Here is a 16410-nt window from a genome sequence, read left to right on the forward strand (position 1 = left end):
GGCCCGCCGTGGCGGGCCGCGCACGGAACCTCATGCGGGGGCGGCCACGACCCGGTCGGGCACGGTCGCCTGCCAGACGGCGAGGAGCAGCAGGGTGCAGGTCTCGGCCAGGAGGCTGAGGAGGGCCTGCGGGGCGGGTTGCAGTCCCTTCTCGGTGAACCCGAACACGCCGACGGTGCGTGAGGCGGCGAAGCCGGCGAGGGCGCCGAGGGCCACACCGGCCGCGGCCGCTCTCAGCAGCGGCGGCATCCCGATCAGCAGCAGGGCCGCGACGGCGAAGGAGACGCTGGCCTGGAGCAGGAAGAGGAGGCCGACGACGTGGATGAAGCGGTACTCGTCGACGTAGAGCTGGGCGTGGATGTAACCGCTGCCCGCGAGCGTGGCGGCAATCCCCGCGCGCAGGGCGGGATCGAGGAGACGTCGGTCGTTCATGCCAGCCTCTCATCCTTGACGGCCAGTTCCCGGTCGCCCTGCCGGTAGTCGACGGTGCGGATGCCGAGCGCGTCCTTGAGCTGCCGGGCGGGCACGACCTGGGGAGTGGGGGCCGGGGCCCGGCCGGGCTTCGGCAGCGGGTAGGCGGTGGTGGTGGCGGAATGGAAGGTGATGTTGCCCTCCGTCTTGGTGAACAGCTGATGGACGTGCCCGTTGAGGCAGGTGACCGAGGAGAAGCGGCGCAGCAGGGCGATGACCTTCAGGGCGTCGTCGGTGCTCCAGCCCCACCGCGGGTACATGGCGAACAGCGGTATGTGGCTGAAGACCACGACGGGGGTGTCCGAGGACACTCCCGCGAGGTCCTTGCGGACGAAGTCGATCTGTTCGTTGCCCAGATGGCCGAGCTTTTCCAGGCTCAGTGTGTTGACCAGGGCGACGAAGTGCACACCGTGGGTGTCGAAGCTGTACCAGCCGTCGCCGAGCGTGCCCCTGCCGAAGGTCTGCCGGTAGGCGCGGCCCGCGTCGCCGATGGAGTCGTGCTCGCCCGGCACGGTGAAGACGCGGTCGGTCCGCATGCCGGTCATCATCTGTTTGACCTGGTCGAACTGGCCCTTGGTGGACAGGTGGGTCAGGTCGCCGCTGTGCATGACGAAGTCGGGCCTGAAACCGAGTGAGTTGACCTGGTGGATCGCCTCGGTGAAGGAGCCGGCGACGTCCGTGTTCGCCGGGCCGGCGAAGCCGATGTGGCTGTCGGAGACCTGGACGAACCGCAGCGCGCCGTCGGTCGCCGCGGCGGCGCTCGCGGCGGTGTCCTGGGAGCCGGCGATGTGGCTGATCACCTCGCCGCCGGCGGCGGTCAGCACCACTGCTCCGCCGAACCACCCCGCGTGCCGCATGAGCTGGCGCCGGGTCATCCCGTGCTCCTCGGCGGGCAGCTCGGCATCGGCGTCCGGCAACCGGTCGTGACGGTCGGGGTACTCGGTCATCGGGTCACCTCCACGGTGGCGGTCATGAACGGATGGATCGTGCAGAGGTAGGCGTAGGTGCCGGGCTTGGTGAACGTGTAGCGGTAGGTGTCGTGGGTGGCCAGGGCGGAGGAGTGCAGGGGTCCGCCCGACGAGGTGCTGGTGACGGTGTGGGCGTCTGTGTCCTCGTTGGTCCAGGTCACGGTCGTGCCCGCGGGGACCTTCAGGGTGGCCGGGGCGAAGGCGAAGTTCTTGATCGCGACGGTGTGCCCGGACACCGGCGCCGTCGACGGCCCCTTGCCCGGGCTCATGGGCATGGTCATGTGGGGCATCGGCGAGCCGCCGGGGTGGGAGCCCGCCGTGCCGCCCTGCCCGTTCTGCCCGGTGTCACCGGGCATTCCGGCCGTCTGGTGCTGGCCCTGGCCGGGGGTGAGGGCTCCGGCTCCGCTGGGCGAGGAATCCGACTGGCCGCACGCGCTCAGGAGCCCCAGCGTGCCCGCGGTGGCGACGACGGCGACGGCCAGGGTGGCCGCGGCGCGGGATCGCCGGCCTGGTGGACGAAGGTTCAGGTGCATGATGCTGGTCCTTGCTGGTCCTTGCTGGTCCTTGCTGATCCGGAAGAGGCGGGGGCGGAGGTGCGCCGGCGGGGCACACGATCGGCCCATGTCTGGCTCCACGGGTGACAGGTGCCGCAAGGTTCGGTCGATCCGCACCTTTTGTGTGATTTCTTGTTGATCATGTCGAGCCTGACAGGTGTCGTCCTGACCGCGGCGTCACCGGTTCCGCACTCTGTGTTGCGCGGCGAAAGCAGGACATATATGTGATGATCGGCATATGCCCTGGAGTTCCCGAAAACGTGGGCCAACGGCCGATCCGGATCGCTCCGCGAGCCGTGTCTCCGGTAAAGGGACCGTTTCGACCGCCGACGAGGAACTGCTTCGCACTCTGTACGCCGAGCACGCGGGAGCCCTGTTCCACTTCGTGCTGCGGCTGACCTCAGGAGACCGGCAATGGGCCGAGGACGTGGTGCAGGAGACGCTGCTGCGGGCGTGGCAGCACCCCGCCGCGTTCGACCCCGCACGCGGCCCGGCCCGGGCATGGCTGTGCACGGTCGCCCGGCACCTGGTCATCGACGCCCACCGGGCCCGGCAGGCCAGGCCTGCCGAGGCGGACGGCGAGGCCTTTCAGCGGGCCGCCGAGCAGACCCCGGCCGAGGACCAGATCGAGCAGGCGTTGCAGAGCTGGGCGGTGGCCGACGCGGTGCGGACGCTGTCCCCGGACCACCGTGCCGTGCTGCTGGAGACGTACTACCGGGGCCGGACCATGGCGCAGACCGCGGACGTCCTGGGCATTCCCCTGGGCACCGTGAAGTCGCGGACCTACTACGCCCTGCAGGCCCTGCGGCTGGCGTTGCAGGAACGGGGCATCGAGCCATGAGCGCGCACGGCGGGAGGTGTGGACGATGAACGAGAACGCGGACCACCACGAGGATCTCCGGCTGGCGCTGGGAGACTACGTCCTGGGCGCGCTGCCGCCCGCGGACATGGAACAGGTACGCGCCCACCTCGCGGTGTGCGACGAGTGCCGGGCGGAGCACGCCAAGCTGGCGGGACTGCCCGCACTGCTCTCGACGGTCACCGTGGCCGAGATCTCGGGTCAGACGGTGCCGGCCCCCGGCGACGAACTGGCCGATCGGCTGGTGGCCCGGGCGGCCGAGAGCGCGCGGGGTTCCGCGCCCGCACGGCCCGACACGGCCACGGCACCGCCGGCGGCCGAGCCGGGCCTGCTCGACCGGCTGCTCCAGCAGGCCGCGGCCCGGCGCCGCAGGACCTGGCGGCTGCAACTGGCGGGCGCCGCCGCCTCGTTGATGTTCGTCGCGGCGGCGGCGGGCGGCACCTGGCTGGCCACCGTCGGAAGCGTGGGCCCCGAGGCGACACGTCCGGCACCGACGGCGCCGGTGCCCGTACGCACCTTCTCCGGAACCGATCCCGTCACCGGCGTCTCCGCGTCGGTGAAGGTCTCCGCCGCCGCCTGGGGCAGCGTGCTCCAGGTGTCCGCCAAGGGCGCGCCCGCCGGAATCACCTGCCGGTTGCAGGCCGTCGGGCCCGGCGGGGCAAGGGTCGACGGCGCGACCTGGCGGGCGGGCGAGTACCCGTCCGGGACCATGATCCCAGGGGCGGTCGCCATGTCTCCGACGGCCATCGGGCACTTCGAGATCGTCGCGGGCAACGGCCAGAAACTGGTCACGGTCCGGGCGTGAGAAAAGCCGCAGAAGTGTCGAACCGTCCGGCGTCCGCGAACCGTGAAACCCAGTGAGCACACTCTCGGAGTTTCCGGAAGGAACAACCGCCCCGCCGTTCACGGCGACCTCGCGCTCCGGCTTCCGCACCCTGCACAGAAGAGCCAGAAGACCATGTCTGTGACCGAATTCCCCCCGACGAACGCGCCGCTCCCGCGGCCGTGGCGCCACCAGGCACAGCTCACCCTGCCCGCGCACGAGGCGCATGTCTCCGCCGCCCGTCACTTCGCGGCGGACCTGCTGGGGTGCTGGAGCGTTCCCGACAGCGAGCGCGACTCCGCCGTCCTCATCGTCGACGAACTCGCGGCCAACGCCGCCCAGTACGGCCGTGAGTCGATGACGCTGCTGCTCGTCCTCGACCACGACACCCTGCACATCGTGGTCACCGACTCCGGAACTCCCGTGGAGCACCGCGGGCATGACGTGGCCCCTGACGAGCACGGTCGCGGCACCGGCATCGTCCAGTACCTCGCGCAGTCGACCGAGATACACCAGACGTGCGGCGGCCGCGAGGTCCGCGCCCACCTCCGGTGCCGCGCATGACCGGCCGCGACCACGGCTGCGAGCCGCGCCGGCACGCCGGACCCGGCGCCGCTGTGACCGCGAGCGCCGGCCCGGAGGCCAGCGAGGGGAACGTCGACCCCGGCACCGGCGAGGGATTCGACGCCCCGGTCCCGGGGCAGGCGTACGCGAACGCCCCGGTCCTGCGCCGCGAGATGCACGAGGTGCTCGCGCTCGGGGCCGAACGCGACGGACGTCAGGCCAGGTGCCTCACCGCCCCGCCCCGCGATGCCGCGGCTGCCGAGCGACTCCTGCTGCTGCGCCGGGCCGCCCTCATGGACCGGATGGCACTGGACGCCCCCGGCACCGACGCGGTCGGCGCCGCGATCCGCACCGCCGAGGAACTCGTCGTGTACGACCGCCGCCACCCCGAACTGGTCGCCGGCCCGCACCGCCCCGACTCGGTCGAGTTCGACCTCGGCCGCCGCCCCTACGTCCGCCAGGAGTACGCCGCCTGGAGTGCCGCTGGGTTCCCCGCCGGCTGACCTCGTCCCCGCCGGCTGACACCATTCCCCCGGCGTCCGGCACCGTTCCCCGGCGCCGCCGCGCCCCCGAAAGCAGAACCCCGGCCCGATTACGGCGGGCCGGGATTCTGTGTCTTCGTGGTGTCGGCGTCTTTGCGGTCTCGGCGTCAGAGGTCCGGCGCGATTACGGCGGGCCGGTGTTCCGCTTCGCCTGCGTGCTGCGGCTGCCTCTAGTAGTCGTCTCCGTAGTCGTCCCCGTAGTCGCCTCGGTCACCCCGGTCGCCGCCGTGGTCACCGCGGCCGCCGTAGTCGTCCCAGTCGTCGTAGCGGTCGATGACCCGGAAGCTGCCCACGACCCCGTTCTTGACGAACACGTCGCCGGCCTGGCCGGGCCTCACGCCGTTGCTCTCGCTGCGGGGCCCGACCGTGGCGACGGGGGCACCGTTGTCGCAGGTGACCCCGCGGAACACCTCGACGGTCCTGCGGCTGTCGTTGCGGATGTTCAGGCTCGTGGAGCCCAGGCCGCTCACCACGGTGATGCAGCCGCCCGGGTGGGCGGAGTAGGAGCGCTCGTTGATGTGGATCCAGCCCTCCTCGTAGTGGCGATGATTGCCGCCATGGTTGTTTTCGTGGCCTTCATTGCCCTTGCTGTTGTTGTTCCCGGTGTCGCCGCCCATCGGGGCCTGGGCGGGAGCGGGCGCCTGGCGGAGGGCGGCAATCGCCTGGGACGGTTCGACGGCGGCCGAGGCGTAGGTGATGCCGCTCGCGGCCAGGGCCGCGGCAGCCGCGACGGCGGTGGTCATCGCGTGCGAACGAGTGATGATCATGGCTCTGCTTCTCCTGTCTCAGGGAGCGATCGGCTCGGCAGCCGATGTGTGATCGAACGTACTGATGCCCCCCATAGCTGTCATTTCGGGAACAGCGGGCGCGACGGCGGGAGGGGCCGATCGGGGCATCCGAGGCGTTCGCGCACGTCCTCGGGCGACACGGGCGGAGAAGCAAAGTGCCATGTCAGATTGGCGGATTGACGGACAATTAGTCCTTAGAGGTGATCTTCTGACGCCTGGTCACCTTTGGAGCAGCGGGAAGCGCCGCCCCGTACGGCGGGTCGGTGCTTGACATGCCGTCCCGCATCCCCTGATCACCCGTCACCTCGGGTGGTGGGCAGGGGCTACCCCTCGATCCGTTCGCGTCGGCGCCGGAGGAACACCGGCCGGCCCGCAGGGGCGGCGCCGCCGCGGGCGGCGGCGCGAGCGGGCCCGTCGGGGAGCGTGAAGGCGAAGACCGCGACCACCGCGGCGATCGCCGCGAGCGCGAGGTAGGCGTGCTGGTAGGCGGTCACGGGCGGGTCCGCGGCGGTCGCCGGCGGGGTGCCCAGGACGAGCGCGGTGGTCACCGCCGCCGGCGCGAGCGCGCCACCGGTCTGGCGTACGACGGTGTTCAGGGTGGAAGCCTGGGCCAGGTCCGGCCGGCCGATCGTGGCCAGCGAGGCCACCGTCGTCGGCACGAAGAAGCAGCCCATGGCGAGACCGAGCAGGAACATGTAGCCGCGGAAGGTCCACAGACCGGTGTGCGCGTCGCAGGTGGCGAAGAGCAGCAGCACCCCGCACACCCCGACCAGGCCGCAGCCGATGATGAGGCGCGGACCGACCCTGGCGTACAGGACCCCGACGACCTGGACGGTCAGCAGGACGCCGAAGGCCTCGGGGAAGGTGGTGATGCCGGACTCGAGAGCCGTACGTCCTTGTGCCTGCTGGAGGAAGAGCGGGCCGATGTACATGGCGCCGAGGATGGGGATCAGGCCGACCAGGTTCATCAGGTTGGTGTCCCGGAAGAGGCGGTGCCCGAACAGCCGGAGCTTCAGCAGCGGTTCCCGCACACGCAGTTCGACCACGACCGCCGCCGCCAGCAGCCCCGTCCCGAGCGCCAGCGGGACGATGACCGAGGCCGACGACCAGCCGCGGTTGGGGCCCTCGCAGATGCCGAACATCACGCTGCCCAGCGCGGCCGCGCTCAGCAGCAGCCCCGGCAGGTCGAAGCGGCCGGGCCGGCCGCCGCGGTGCCCGGCCAGGAACACCGCGCCGAACAGCGCGGCCGGCAGGCCCACCGGCAGATTGACGTAGAAGACCCACCGCCAGGTCAGGTGATCCACCAGCAGCCCGCCGAGGACGGGCGCGGCGGCCGGCGCGATCTGCTGGGGGATGATCATGTAACGGGATATGCGCACCTGCTCCGAGGAGGTGAAGGTGGCGAACAGCAGCGCGGCCGAGGCGGGGAACAGCACGCCGGCCGAGAGTCCCTGCACCGCACGGTAGGCGACGAGTTGACCGAGGGAGGCGGCCGTGCCGCACAGCAGCGAGGCGGCGAGGAAGCCGACCAGCGCGGTCAGCAGGACGCGCTTTCCGCCGAACCGCTCGACCAGCCAGGCCGATGCCGGAATGGCCATGGCCAGGGCGACCGGGTAGACCACGACGACCCCGTCCAGGGCCGCCGTCGTGAGGTGGAACTGCCGCGCGATGGCCGGCAGCGCCACCGTGGTGATCGCACCATCGGCGATCGCGATGAAGGTCACGCTGACACACATCACCGGGACGACCAGGCGCTGGCTGAGGCGGGAGGAGAAGGTGGTGAAGAGGGGGAGAGCAGGCAGCGCGAAGCGACGTGGAGACACATGCTGAGCATACACATTATGTGTCTGCTCATAGAATGGCTTTTCGTTCGCCGGCGGAGCCGGGGGCAGAAGGGAATCGAGACGTTCCATGGCAGTGCACGGCAGCAGCGACATCCTGGTCGACGAGCTCTTCGAAACGACGTACCGGTTGCGGCAGTTCGTGGAGGCCCGGTTGCGGGAGGGGGGAGCGTCGGTCGCCCGGCTGCGCGCGCTGAGGATGCTGGCCCGGGCGGAACGGCCCCTGAGGATGCGGGACCTGAGCGAGATGGCGGGGATCGCCGCCCGGACCACGACCACCATCGTCGACAGCCTGGAACGCGACGGGCTGGTGGAGCGGGTGCGCCACCCCCAGGACCGGCGGGCGTTCCTGCTGCGCCTGACCGACGAGGGTCTGCGCTGCCATCGCGAGGCGGAGGAGATCGACCGCGTGGCGCTCGCCGAGGCGACGGCCGCCCTCACCGCCGAGGACCGCGACCAACTGCGTGCCCTGCTCGCCCGCATCCGCGAGACCACGGGCTGACGACGGCGGGCTCCCTGACTGGCGGCGGGCTCACCGGCTGGCGGCGGCGGGCTCACCGCCTGACGACGACGGGCTCTCCGCCTGACGGCCACGGGTTCACCGCCGGACGATGGCGGGCCGGCCCGCGGGGCGCGGCCCGGATCGCGAGACGCGGTTGCCGCAACTGATACGTGGCACTTACATGCATCGCATGCAGAGCAGCCCTCACGCCCCGCGCACCGCCGCCGCCTCGACCCCGGACGCGGTCGGCTCCGCCCCGGCGGACCGCGCCGCCCGCCGAGCCGTCACCGTCTTCCCCCTCCTCGTCATCGCCGCGGGCGTGGCGGGCCTCGCCCTGCCCGGCACCTTCGCCGCGTACGGCACCGACGTGCCCTACCTCCTCGGCGTGGTCATGTTCTGCATGGGACTCACCATGTCCCTCGACGACTTCAAGGGCGTGGCACGCCGGCCCTGGGCGGTCCTCCTCGGTCTCGCGGCCCACTACGTGATCATGCCGGGACTCGGGTGGCTGATCGCGCATCTGCTGCACCTGCCACCCGCCCTCGCGGCCGGCGTCGTCCTCGTCGGCTGCGCGCCCAGCGGCACCGCCTCCAATGTGGTCACCTATCTCGCCCGCGGCGACGTCGCGCTGTCCGTCTCCGTCGCCACCGTCTCCACCGTCCTCGCGCCCCTGCTGACGCCGCCGCTGACGCTGCTGCTCGCGGGCGAGTACCTGCCCGTCGACGCGGGGTCGATGGTGACGGACATCCTCAAGACCGTGCTGCTGCCCGTGATCGCCGGTCTCGTGGTGCGCCTGGCCGCCGGGCGGTACGTCGAGCGGGTGCTCGGCGCCATGCCGTGGCTGTCCTCGCTCGCGATCGCCGTCATCGTCGCCGTGGTCGTCGCGGGCAGCGCCCACGCCCTGAAGTCCGCCGCCCTCACCGTCCTGCTGGCGGTCGTGCTCCACAACGGCTGCGGACTGGCCCTCGGCTACGGCTGCGGCCGGCTCGCCCGTCTCGGCCGGCCCGCCTCCCGTGCGATGGCCTTCGAGGTCGGCATGCAGAACTCCGGGCTCGCCGCCTCGCTCGCCACGGCCCACTTCAGCCCGCTCGCCGCGCTGCCCGCCGCCGTCTTCTCCGTGTGGCACAACATCTCGGGCGCGCTCGTCGCCGCGGGCATGGCGCGGCGTACGCACGGGCGGGCCGACGACGTCGGCGAGTGAGCCGCGGCCGGCGTCCGCGGTCCGCGTCACCCGATCGAAGTGCAACCGCCGGGTTGCACATGGAGGGACCAGCGTGCAACTCTGGAGTTGCACATTCGAGGACGTGAGCGAAGGAGTGCCCTCATGAGCGAGGACCGGATCGAACGCGAGACCCTGATCCAGGCATCCCTGGAACGGGTCTGGTCACTGGTGGCCCAGCCCGGGTTCTGGGTGGCCGACAAGGCGACCCTGCCCGGCACGGTGGCCAGGGAGGGCGAGTCGATGGTGGCGAGGAACCCCGAGTACGGCGACTTCCCGGTGCGCGTGGAGAAGGTCGATCCGCCCACGTACCTGGCCTACCGCTGGGCCAGCGCGTTCCCCGGCGAAGAGCTGCGCGAGGACAACAGCACCCTCGTGGAGTTCACCCTGACGCCGGAGGGCGCCGGGACGCGGCTCCGCGTCGTCGAAAGCGGGTTCGCGAGGCTGGCCGGGTCCGAGGAACTGCGGCACAAGGCGCTGAAGGACAACACCGGCGGCTGGCCGCTGGAGCTCGACGCGCTGAAGAAGCGCGCCGAAGAACAGCCGTCCGTGTGACGGACGAACACCGCGGCGACGGCACCGCGGTCGACAGCGTGCTCGCCGCGCTGGCCGACCCGACACGGCGGCAGCTGCTCGATCTGCTCGCCGGCCGGGGGGAGGCCACCGCCACGACGCTCGCCGAACGGCTTCCCGTCTCGCGGCAGGCGGTGGCCAAGCACCTCGCCGTCCTGGACGCCGCCGGGCTGGTCTCCGGCAGCCGGGTCGGACGCGAGGTGCGCTACGCCGTGCGGTCCGCGGCGCTGGACGCGACGGCGCGGTGGATGGCCTCGCTCGCGGCCGACTGGGACCGGCGCCTGGCGAACATCAAGCACGCCGCCGAGGCCGCGGAACGGGACCCGGACCAGTAGGTCTCGCGGGAAGGGACGAACACGGAAAGGAAGGAACACGAGAGAGGGAGGAAGACAGGAATGACGGGGAGAGGGAAAGGAGACGGACCATGACCGCGCACAGGACCGGAACACGTCAGGAGTGGCTGGCGGCCCGGCTGGAGCTGCTCGAGGCCGAGAAGGAACTGACCCGGCGCGGCGACGCCGTGGCGCGTCAGCGGCAGGAACTGCCCTGGGTCCGGATCGACAAGGACTACCGCTTCGAGACGGACAACGGAACGGCGTCCCTGGCCGATCTCTTCGACGGGCGCTCGCAGCTGCTCGTCTACCACTTCATGTTCGGGCCGGACTACCGGGCGGGGTGTCCCTCCTGCTCGGCGATCGCGGACGGCTTCGACGGCTCCGTCGCCCATCTCGCGCACCACGACGTCACGCTGTGCGCGGTGTCACGGGCGCCGCTGGCGAAGCTTCAGGCCTACCGGCGGCGCATGAGCTGGAGCTTCCCCTGGGCCTCGTCGTTCGGCAGCGACTTCAACCACGACTTCGGGGTGGCCCACACCAAGGAGGAGTGGGAGTCCGGATTCGTCGAGTACAACTTCCGCCCGATGGACGTACGGCCCCCGGAGTCCGGTGAGGAGAGCCCCGCGCTCGTCGAGATGGCGGCGACGGTCGGCACGGACTGGCCGACGTACCGGCGGGAGGGGCCCGGCATGAGCGCGTTCGCCCTCCAGGACGGCGTCGTGTACCACACCTACTCGACGTACGAGCGCGGGCTGGACGTCCTGTGGGGCATGTACCAGTGGCTCGACCGCGCACCACTCGGACGCAACGAGACCGGCTTCTGGTGGCGCCGCCACGACGAGTACGACGACCAGTGACGCCGGACCGGGCGCCGGCCCCGCAGTGAGCCCCGCAGCGAGGCCGGCGCCCCGTCGCCGTCAGGCCTCCCAGTGGTCGAGGAAGACGTCGGCGAGGTCCATGTCGGGTTCCGCGGCCCCGCCGTGGAGCACCTGCTCGGTCCAGATGACCTTCCCCCGGGAGGTGTACCGGGTACCCCAGCGCTGGGCGAACCGGGCGACCAGGAACAGGCCGCGGCCGCCCTCGTCCGTGAGCCGGGCGCGGCGCAGGTGCGGGGACGTGCTGGAGCCGTCGGCGACCTCGCAGATCAGGCTTCGGTCGTACAGCAGGCGCAGCCGGATGGGCTGGGTGCCGTACCGGATGGCGTTGGTGACCAGCTCGCTGACGATCAGCTCGGTGCTGAAGGCGGTCAGGTGCAGACCCCAGGCCTCCAGCTGACGGGCGGCCTCGGAGCGGACGCGGGAGACGGCCGCCGGGTCCGAGGGCACGTCCCACTCGGCGACCCGGGCGGGGTCCGTCAGCCTGGTGCGGGCGACGAGCAGGACGATGTCGTCGCCTCGGCGTTTCGGGAGCAGGGCGTCCAGGACCGCCTGGCAGGTCTGTTCCGGGCCGAGGCCCGGGCGGGCCAGGGCGTCTCGCAGCAGCGCCAGGCCGGTGTCGAGGTCGCGCCTGCGGTTGACGACCAGTCCGTCCGTGAACAGGGCCAGCCGGCTGCCCTCCGCCAGCTCCAGCGCGGCGGTTTCGAACGGGTGACCGCTGCCCAGGCCGAGCGGCGGTGAGACGGGTGTGCGGGGGAAGGCGACCGTGCCGTCGGGGCCGACCAGGGCAGGGCCCGGGTGACCGGCGCTGGCGACGGTGCACACCCCGGAGACCGGGTCGTAGACGGCGTACAGGCAGGTGGCGCCGGTGATGCCGTCGGCCCTGTCACCGTTCGCGCCGTTCGCGCCGTTCGCGCCGTCCGCGCCGGCCGGGCCGTCGGCCTCGCCGTTGTCCGCGTCGGCGGCCGGCTGGTCCAGGTGGGCGACCAGCTCGTCCAGGTGGGCCAGGAGCTCGTCGGGGGAGAGGTCCAGGGCGGAGAAGTTGTGCACGGCGGTGCGCAGCCGGCCCATGGTGGCCGAGGCGTGCAGGCCGCGGCCCACCACGTCACCGACCACCAGGGCGACACGTGTACCGGGCAGCGGAATCACGTCGAACCAGTCGCCGCACACGCCGCTCTGCGAGGGCAGATAGCGGTGGGCCACCTCCAGGGCGGACTGCTCCGGCACGCCCCGCGGCAGCAGGCTGCGCTGCAACGTCACCGACATGGTGTGCTCGCGGGTGTATCGGCGGGCGTTGTCGATCGCCACCGCGGCCCGTGCCGCCAGCTCCTCGGCGAACGAGAGATCCTCCTCCACGAACGGCTCGGTGCCGCGCAGACGCCAGAAGTCGGCCAGCCCCAGCACCATGCCCCGAGCCCGCAACGGCACGGTGATCAGCGAGTGCATGCCGTGGTCCAGGAGTCTTCGGGCCCGCTCGGGATCCTGGGCGCGCCAGCCGGCCGCGGTCCTCAGATCGGCCTCCAGGAGCGCGTGCCCGCCCGCCGCGCCCGCCCCCACAGGGGTGGTGGGTGCAAAACCGACCAGCTCTCCCAACGGGTACAGCGGTGAGTCCTCGGTGAGCCCGCTGACCGCCGTGCGGCGCATCCCGGTGTGCCCCTCGGAGGGCTCGTCGCCCCTGAGGACCGGCTCCAGCAGCTCGACGGTGGCGACGTCGGCGAAGCGCGGCACCGCCACCTCGGTGAGTTCCTCGGTCGTGCGCACCACATCCAGCGTGGAGCCGATGCGTGTCCCGGCGTCGTACAGCAGTTTGAGCCGATCCCGGGCCGCCTCGGCCGTGCCCGCCAGGGCCCGCAGCTCCGTGGTGTCGCGCAGCGTCACCGCGGCCCCGGCGGGTCCGCCGTGGGCGGCGGTCGGCCGCACGTTCACCGCCAGCAGGCGATCACCCGCCAGGTGCACCTTGTCGGTCACCACCTGCTCCGAGGTCAGCAACTCGGTCATGTGCGGATCCAGGCCGAGATCCGAGACCGGACGCCGCTGGGCGTCCGCGGGAAGGCTGAGCAGCCGCCGGGCCTCGTCGTTGGCCAGCAGCAGCCGCCCGTCGCCGCCGATGATCAGTACGCCCTCCCGTACCGAGTGCAGGACCGCGTTGTGGTGGTCGTACATCCGGGTGATCTCGGCCGGGCCGAGGCCACGGGTCTGGCGCCACAGCCGCCGGCTGAGCACCGCCGCCCCGCCCGTGGTGACGGCCACCGCGCCCGCGGTGGCGCCCAGCACCTCCGGCAGCCGCGCCGTGACCCTCTGGCTGACGTGTTCGAGGGTGACCCCGGCGCCGACCGCGCCGACCACCGGGCCGCTGGGTTCCCTGACCGGGACGAAGGCCCGGATCTGGGGCCCCAGAGAGCCGACGCCCTGCTCCGTCACGGTCCGTCCGGCCAGCAGGTCGGGCATGTCCGTCGTGGTGCGCAGACCGGGGCGGCCGACGATGGAGGAGAGGGCCACATAGACTCCGTGCCGGTTCAGGACACCCATGAAGTCGACGGCGGAGCGCTGCTGGGCCTGCTGGACCCGCGGCTGGAGCGTCGCGGTGGGATGCTGGGACCCGAGGGCTTCCGCGACCCCGGGAGAGCTGGCAAAGCCCTCGGCGACGGCCAGCGAACGACTTCCGGCCTCGCGGACGCTCTCCCGCTGGGTGGTCAGGACCAGCAGGCCGACCCCGGCGACGGCGAGGAGCAGCACGACCGCCACCTGCAGCAGGAACATCTGGCCGACGACACTGCGGACACTCAGCACCGAGGAGCGCCCTCGCCGCCGGCCACGGGTGGCACTGTCCATGAACCCTGCGGCCGGGGTAGAGCCGGGTCGGATGCGACATCCGGACATACCTCAATCTTGCGCCTGCTTCGGGCCGGAGCCGACTCGCGTCCGAGTCCGGCCGGAGCCGGCCACCAGGCCGGGCACGCGACGTCTCCACCGGCCTCCCGCCCGGAGCCGGCTTCCCGCCCGGAGCCGGCACCGCGCCCGGAGTCGTCAGATCGGGTGATCTTCGACGAGGGCCGCGTCGCGTGTCCCGGGCACGCTCGTCCCGGCGCGGCGACGGACACCCCCGCACCGTCCTGGTCAGCACCCCGCACCGTCCTGGTCAGCGGCTCCGTGACAGGGCGGGACCGACCGCGCCGCAGTGGCCGCCGACGCGCATAGTGGGAGGGAAGGGGCCGCCGGACCGGACGGGAGAGCGCCTGTGACGACACCGCCGATCGACTACCAGGCGTTGTTCGCCGCCACACCCAGTCCGTACGTGGTTCTCGGCCCCGATCTGGTGATCCTCGACGTCAACGCGGCCTTCTGTCTCGCCAGCCGGCGCCCCCGCGAGGACCTGATCGGGCGGTATCTCTTCGACGCCTTCCCCGACAACCCGGCCGACCCCGACGCCGACGGCGTGCGGAACCTGAGCGCCTCACTGCACCGGGTGCTGCGCTCGAAGGAGCCGGACACGATGGCCGTGCAGAAGTACGACATCCCCGTCTCCGAACACCCCGGGGTGTTCGAGGAACGCTGGTGGTCCCCGATCAACACACCCGTGCTGGGCCCGGACGGACAGGTGGCCTGGATCATCCACCGGGTGGAGGACGTCACCGCGTTCGTGCTCTCCCACACGGAGCAGCCACAGGCGGGGCAGGCGCTCACCGAGCGGCAGGCCATGGAGGCCGAACTCTACGCCCGGGCGCGGGAACTGCAAATGCTCAACGAACAGCTGCGGCAGGCCCACGCCAGGGAACGGCAGGTCGCCGTCACCCTCCAGGAGGCCATGCTCCAGGCCCCCGACCTGGCCGGGCACCGCAACATCGCCGTGCGCTACCTGCCCGCCGCCAAGGGGCTCAACGTGTGCGGCGACTGGTACGACGTGGTGGACCTCCCCGACGACAGTTTCACCGTCGCCGTCGGCGACGTCGTCGGACACGGCCTGGAGGCCGCCGCCGTCATGGGCATGCTCCGCAGCGCCCTGTCCGCCGCCATCCGCGCCCTGCGCGAGCCCGACCGCGCCATGGAGGTGCTGGGCCTGTACGCCCGCTCGGTGGACGGAGCGCTGGCCACCACCGCCGTCAAGGCCGTCGTCGACACCCGACGACGCCACATCACCTACAGCAGCGCCGGGCACCCGCCACCGGTCCTGACCCACCCCGACGGCACCTTCGTCCTGCTCGACCAGGCCACCGACCCGCCGCTGGGAACGCGTCCGGTACATGTCCCGCGCCCTCAGGCCGCCGTGCCCTACAGCCCCGGTGACACCCTCGTCCTGTACACCGACGGCCTCGTCGAGCGCCGGGGTGAGGACATCGACGCCGGCCTGAACCGGCTGACCGGCGTCCTCACCGACCACCCGCGTCTCAACCCGGACCACCTCGCCGACACCCTGCTGTCCCGCCTCGGCGTCAGCGGCGGCGGACACGACGACATCGCCTTGATCGTCGTCCGCCTGTAGGCCCGCACCCCTGACCGCCGTGGCGGCCTCAGACCTCCTGGGGAACCGTGGCCCGCAGCTCCCTCACGAAGGCGCGCACGACGGCGGACCGGGCCAGTTCCGAGGTGGTGACGTAGCCGACCCGCCGGGTCGGGCGGTCCGACCCGAGATCGGTGACGGCGACCGAGTCCGGTGCGCCGGTCAGGGAGAGCGCGGGCATGATCGCCATGCCGTGTCCCGCGCTCACCAGCGACAGCACCGTTCCGTCGTCCTCGGCCTCGACGGTCGCCGCCGGGATCCAGTCCTGCGCGGCCCACCAGCGGCGGGTGTACGACCCGCAGTTCTCCGCCCAGTCGACCAGCGGCAGCGAGCGCGGGTCGCCGTGGCCCTCCGGGTGCACCAGGGCGTACGGCTCGTCGAAGAGCCCGCTCGCGATCAGACCCGCCGGCGGAGGCACGGAGCCGCCCAGTGTGGCGATCGCTATGTCGGCCTTCCCGTCGGCCACTTCGCCCGCGGTGCCGCGCCCCACCTCGCGCACGATCCGTACCCGCGGCTCGATCCCGGGGTGCCGGGCGCGCAGCCGCTCCAGGACGGGCGGCAGCAGGTGCAGCGCCGCGCTGCGGAAGGCCGCGATCCGCAGCGGACCCCGGGTCGCGTCGGGCCGGGCCGCCTCGCGGGCCTCGGCGGTCAGGACCTGAAGCAGGCGCAGGATGCGGCGGGCGTGCGCGACGGCCTTCTCCCCGGCGGGCGTGGGGCGGGCGCCGGCGCGCGCACGGTCGAAGAGGACCGCGCCGATCTTCCGCTCGCTGCCGCGCACCGAATGGGAGACGGCGGACTGGGTCACTCCGAGCGCCTCCGCCGCGGCCGAGAAACCGCCGGTGTCCGCGACCGCCACCAGGACGCGCAGCTCGTGCGGGGCGAGATCGGGGTCGGTCGTGCGGGCCACAGGGCGCTCACCTCAACGTATGAGAACTGCTCATGGAACGGTGTGTCGCATGAACCCAACCGGCTGCCGAGCAGGGGCATTCCCGTCCTAC

Annotated in this window: 17 protein-coding genes; 10 read left to right on the top strand and 7 right to left on the bottom strand. The window is 72.2% G+C overall.

The genetic code is table 11. The annotated features are described in order from the left end of the window. Window positions 1-30: 30 nt before the first annotated feature. From ABZ484_RS07740 to ABZ484_RS07750, 3 genes are read right to left on the bottom strand one after another with little or no spacing between them, the layout of a single operon-like run. Entirely contained in the window at window positions 31-432 is a 402-nt protein-coding gene (locus ABZ484_RS07740) for a hypothetical protein (protein ID WP_358864987.1), read from the bottom strand. Then, a complete protein-coding gene (locus ABZ484_RS07745) occupies window positions 429-1418 on the bottom strand; it encodes a metallophosphoesterase (RefSeq protein WP_358864988.1) in 990 nt (329 codons plus the stop codon). Before ABZ484_RS07745 ends, ABZ484_RS07740 begins: the two co-directional genes overlap by 4 nt. Then, the gene (locus ABZ484_RS07750; protein WP_358864989.1) at window positions 1415-1972 is read right to left on the bottom strand and encodes a cupredoxin family copper-binding protein; all 558 of its coding nucleotides are present in this window, start codon (window positions 1970-1972) and stop codon (window positions 1415-1417) included. Before ABZ484_RS07750 ends, ABZ484_RS07745 begins: the two co-directional genes overlap by 4 nt. Before the next feature lie 259 nt (window positions 1973-2231). Between ABZ484_RS07750 and ABZ484_RS07755 the strand changes: the two genes are divergently transcribed. The 4 genes from ABZ484_RS07755 to ABZ484_RS07770 all read left to right on the top strand — a co-directional run bounded on the left by ABZ484_RS07755 (window position 2232) and on the right by ABZ484_RS07770 (window position 4742). Further along, the gene (locus tag ABZ484_RS07755) at window positions 2232-2834 is read left to right on the top strand and encodes a sigma-70 family RNA polymerase sigma factor (protein ID WP_358864990.1); all 603 of its coding nucleotides are present in this window, start codon (window positions 2232-2234) and stop codon (window positions 2832-2834) included. A 25-nt stretch (window positions 2835-2859) separates the two neighbouring features. Further along, window positions 2860-3657: a zf-HC2 domain-containing protein gene (locus ABZ484_RS07760; RefSeq protein ID WP_358864991.1), complete on the top strand. Its 798-nt coding sequence runs from the start codon at window positions 2860-2862 to the stop codon at window positions 3655-3657. A 153-nt stretch (window positions 3658-3810) separates the two neighbouring features. Beyond that, the gene (locus tag ABZ484_RS07765; protein WP_358864992.1) at window positions 3811-4239 is read left to right on the top strand and encodes an ATP-binding protein; all 429 of its coding nucleotides are present in this window, start codon (window positions 3811-3813) and stop codon (window positions 4237-4239) included. After that, window positions 4236-4742: a hypothetical protein gene (locus tag ABZ484_RS07770; protein WP_358864993.1), complete on the top strand. Its 507-nt coding sequence runs from the start codon at window positions 4236-4238 to the stop codon at window positions 4740-4742. Before ABZ484_RS07765 ends, ABZ484_RS07770 begins: the two co-directional genes overlap by 4 nt. A gap of 209 nt (window positions 4743-4951) precedes the next feature. On the opposite strand, the gene ABZ484_RS07775 is transcribed toward ABZ484_RS07770, so the two are convergent. Both ABZ484_RS07775 and ABZ484_RS07780 read right to left on the bottom strand, forming a co-directional pair. Further along, a complete protein-coding gene (locus tag ABZ484_RS07775; RefSeq protein ID WP_358864994.1) occupies window positions 4952-5548 on the bottom strand; it encodes a hypothetical protein in 597 nt (198 codons plus the stop codon). Between the two features lie 344 nt (window positions 5549-5892). After that, window positions 5893-7305, bottom strand: coding sequence for a DHA2 family efflux MFS transporter permease subunit (locus ABZ484_RS07780; RefSeq protein ID WP_358865085.1), 1413 nt, complete (start codon window positions 7303-7305; stop codon window positions 5893-5895). A 175-nt stretch (window positions 7306-7480) separates the two neighbouring features. Here ABZ484_RS07780 and ABZ484_RS07785 point away from each other — a divergent pair, with 175 nt between their 5' ends. The 5 genes from ABZ484_RS07785 to ABZ484_RS07805 all read left to right on the top strand — a co-directional run bounded on the left by ABZ484_RS07785 (window position 7481) and on the right by ABZ484_RS07805 (window position 10896). Continuing rightward, a complete protein-coding gene (locus ABZ484_RS07785; protein ID WP_358864995.1) occupies window positions 7481-7912 on the top strand; it encodes a MarR family transcriptional regulator in 432 nt (143 codons plus the stop codon). Window positions 7913-8102: 190 nt separating this feature from the next. Continuing rightward, entirely contained in the window at window positions 8103-9113 is a 1011-nt protein-coding gene (locus tag ABZ484_RS07790) for a bile acid:sodium symporter family protein (RefSeq protein ID WP_358864996.1), read from the top strand. Window positions 9114-9236: 123 nt separating this feature from the next. Then, window positions 9237-9686, top strand: coding sequence for an SRPBCC domain-containing protein (locus ABZ484_RS07795; RefSeq protein WP_358864997.1), 450 nt, complete (start codon window positions 9237-9239; stop codon window positions 9684-9686). Then, window positions 9683-10039, top strand: a complete 357-nt coding sequence (locus ABZ484_RS07800; RefSeq protein WP_358864998.1) for a metalloregulator ArsR/SmtB family transcription factor — start codon at window positions 9683-9685, stop codon at window positions 10037-10039. The genes ABZ484_RS07795 and ABZ484_RS07800 overlap by 4 nt, the downstream gene beginning before the upstream one ends. 89 nt (window positions 10040-10128) lie before the next feature. Further along, window positions 10129-10896, top strand: coding sequence for a thioredoxin family protein (locus ABZ484_RS07805; RefSeq protein ID WP_358864999.1), 768 nt, complete (start codon window positions 10129-10131; stop codon window positions 10894-10896). Window positions 10897-10956: 60 nt separating this feature from the next. Here ABZ484_RS07805 and ABZ484_RS07810 read toward each other — a convergent pair whose 3' ends face one another. Beyond that, complete coding sequence (locus ABZ484_RS07810; protein ID WP_358865000.1) at window positions 10957-13746, bottom strand: SpoIIE family protein phosphatase; 2790 nt, start codon at window positions 13744-13746, stop codon at window positions 10957-10959. Between the two features lie 406 nt (window positions 13747-14152). Here ABZ484_RS07810 and ABZ484_RS07815 point away from each other — a divergent pair, with 406 nt between their 5' ends. Next, window positions 14153-15394 (top strand): SpoIIE family protein phosphatase, encoded by a 1242-nt coding sequence (locus ABZ484_RS07815; RefSeq protein WP_358865001.1) that lies wholly within the window; start codon window positions 14153-14155, stop codon window positions 15392-15394. A 28-nt stretch (window positions 15395-15422) separates the two neighbouring features. On the opposite strand, the gene ABZ484_RS07820 is transcribed toward ABZ484_RS07815, so the two are convergent. Beyond that, window positions 15423-16319 (bottom strand): LysR family transcriptional regulator, encoded by an 897-nt coding sequence (locus ABZ484_RS07820; RefSeq protein WP_358865002.1) that lies wholly within the window; start codon window positions 16317-16319, stop codon window positions 15423-15425. Window positions 16320-16410: the final 91 nt, after the last annotated feature.

This window comes from Streptomyces sp. NPDC006393, from assembly GCF_040628575.1.
Lineage (GTDB): Bacteria > Actinomycetota > Actinomycetes > Streptomycetales > Streptomycetaceae > Streptomyces.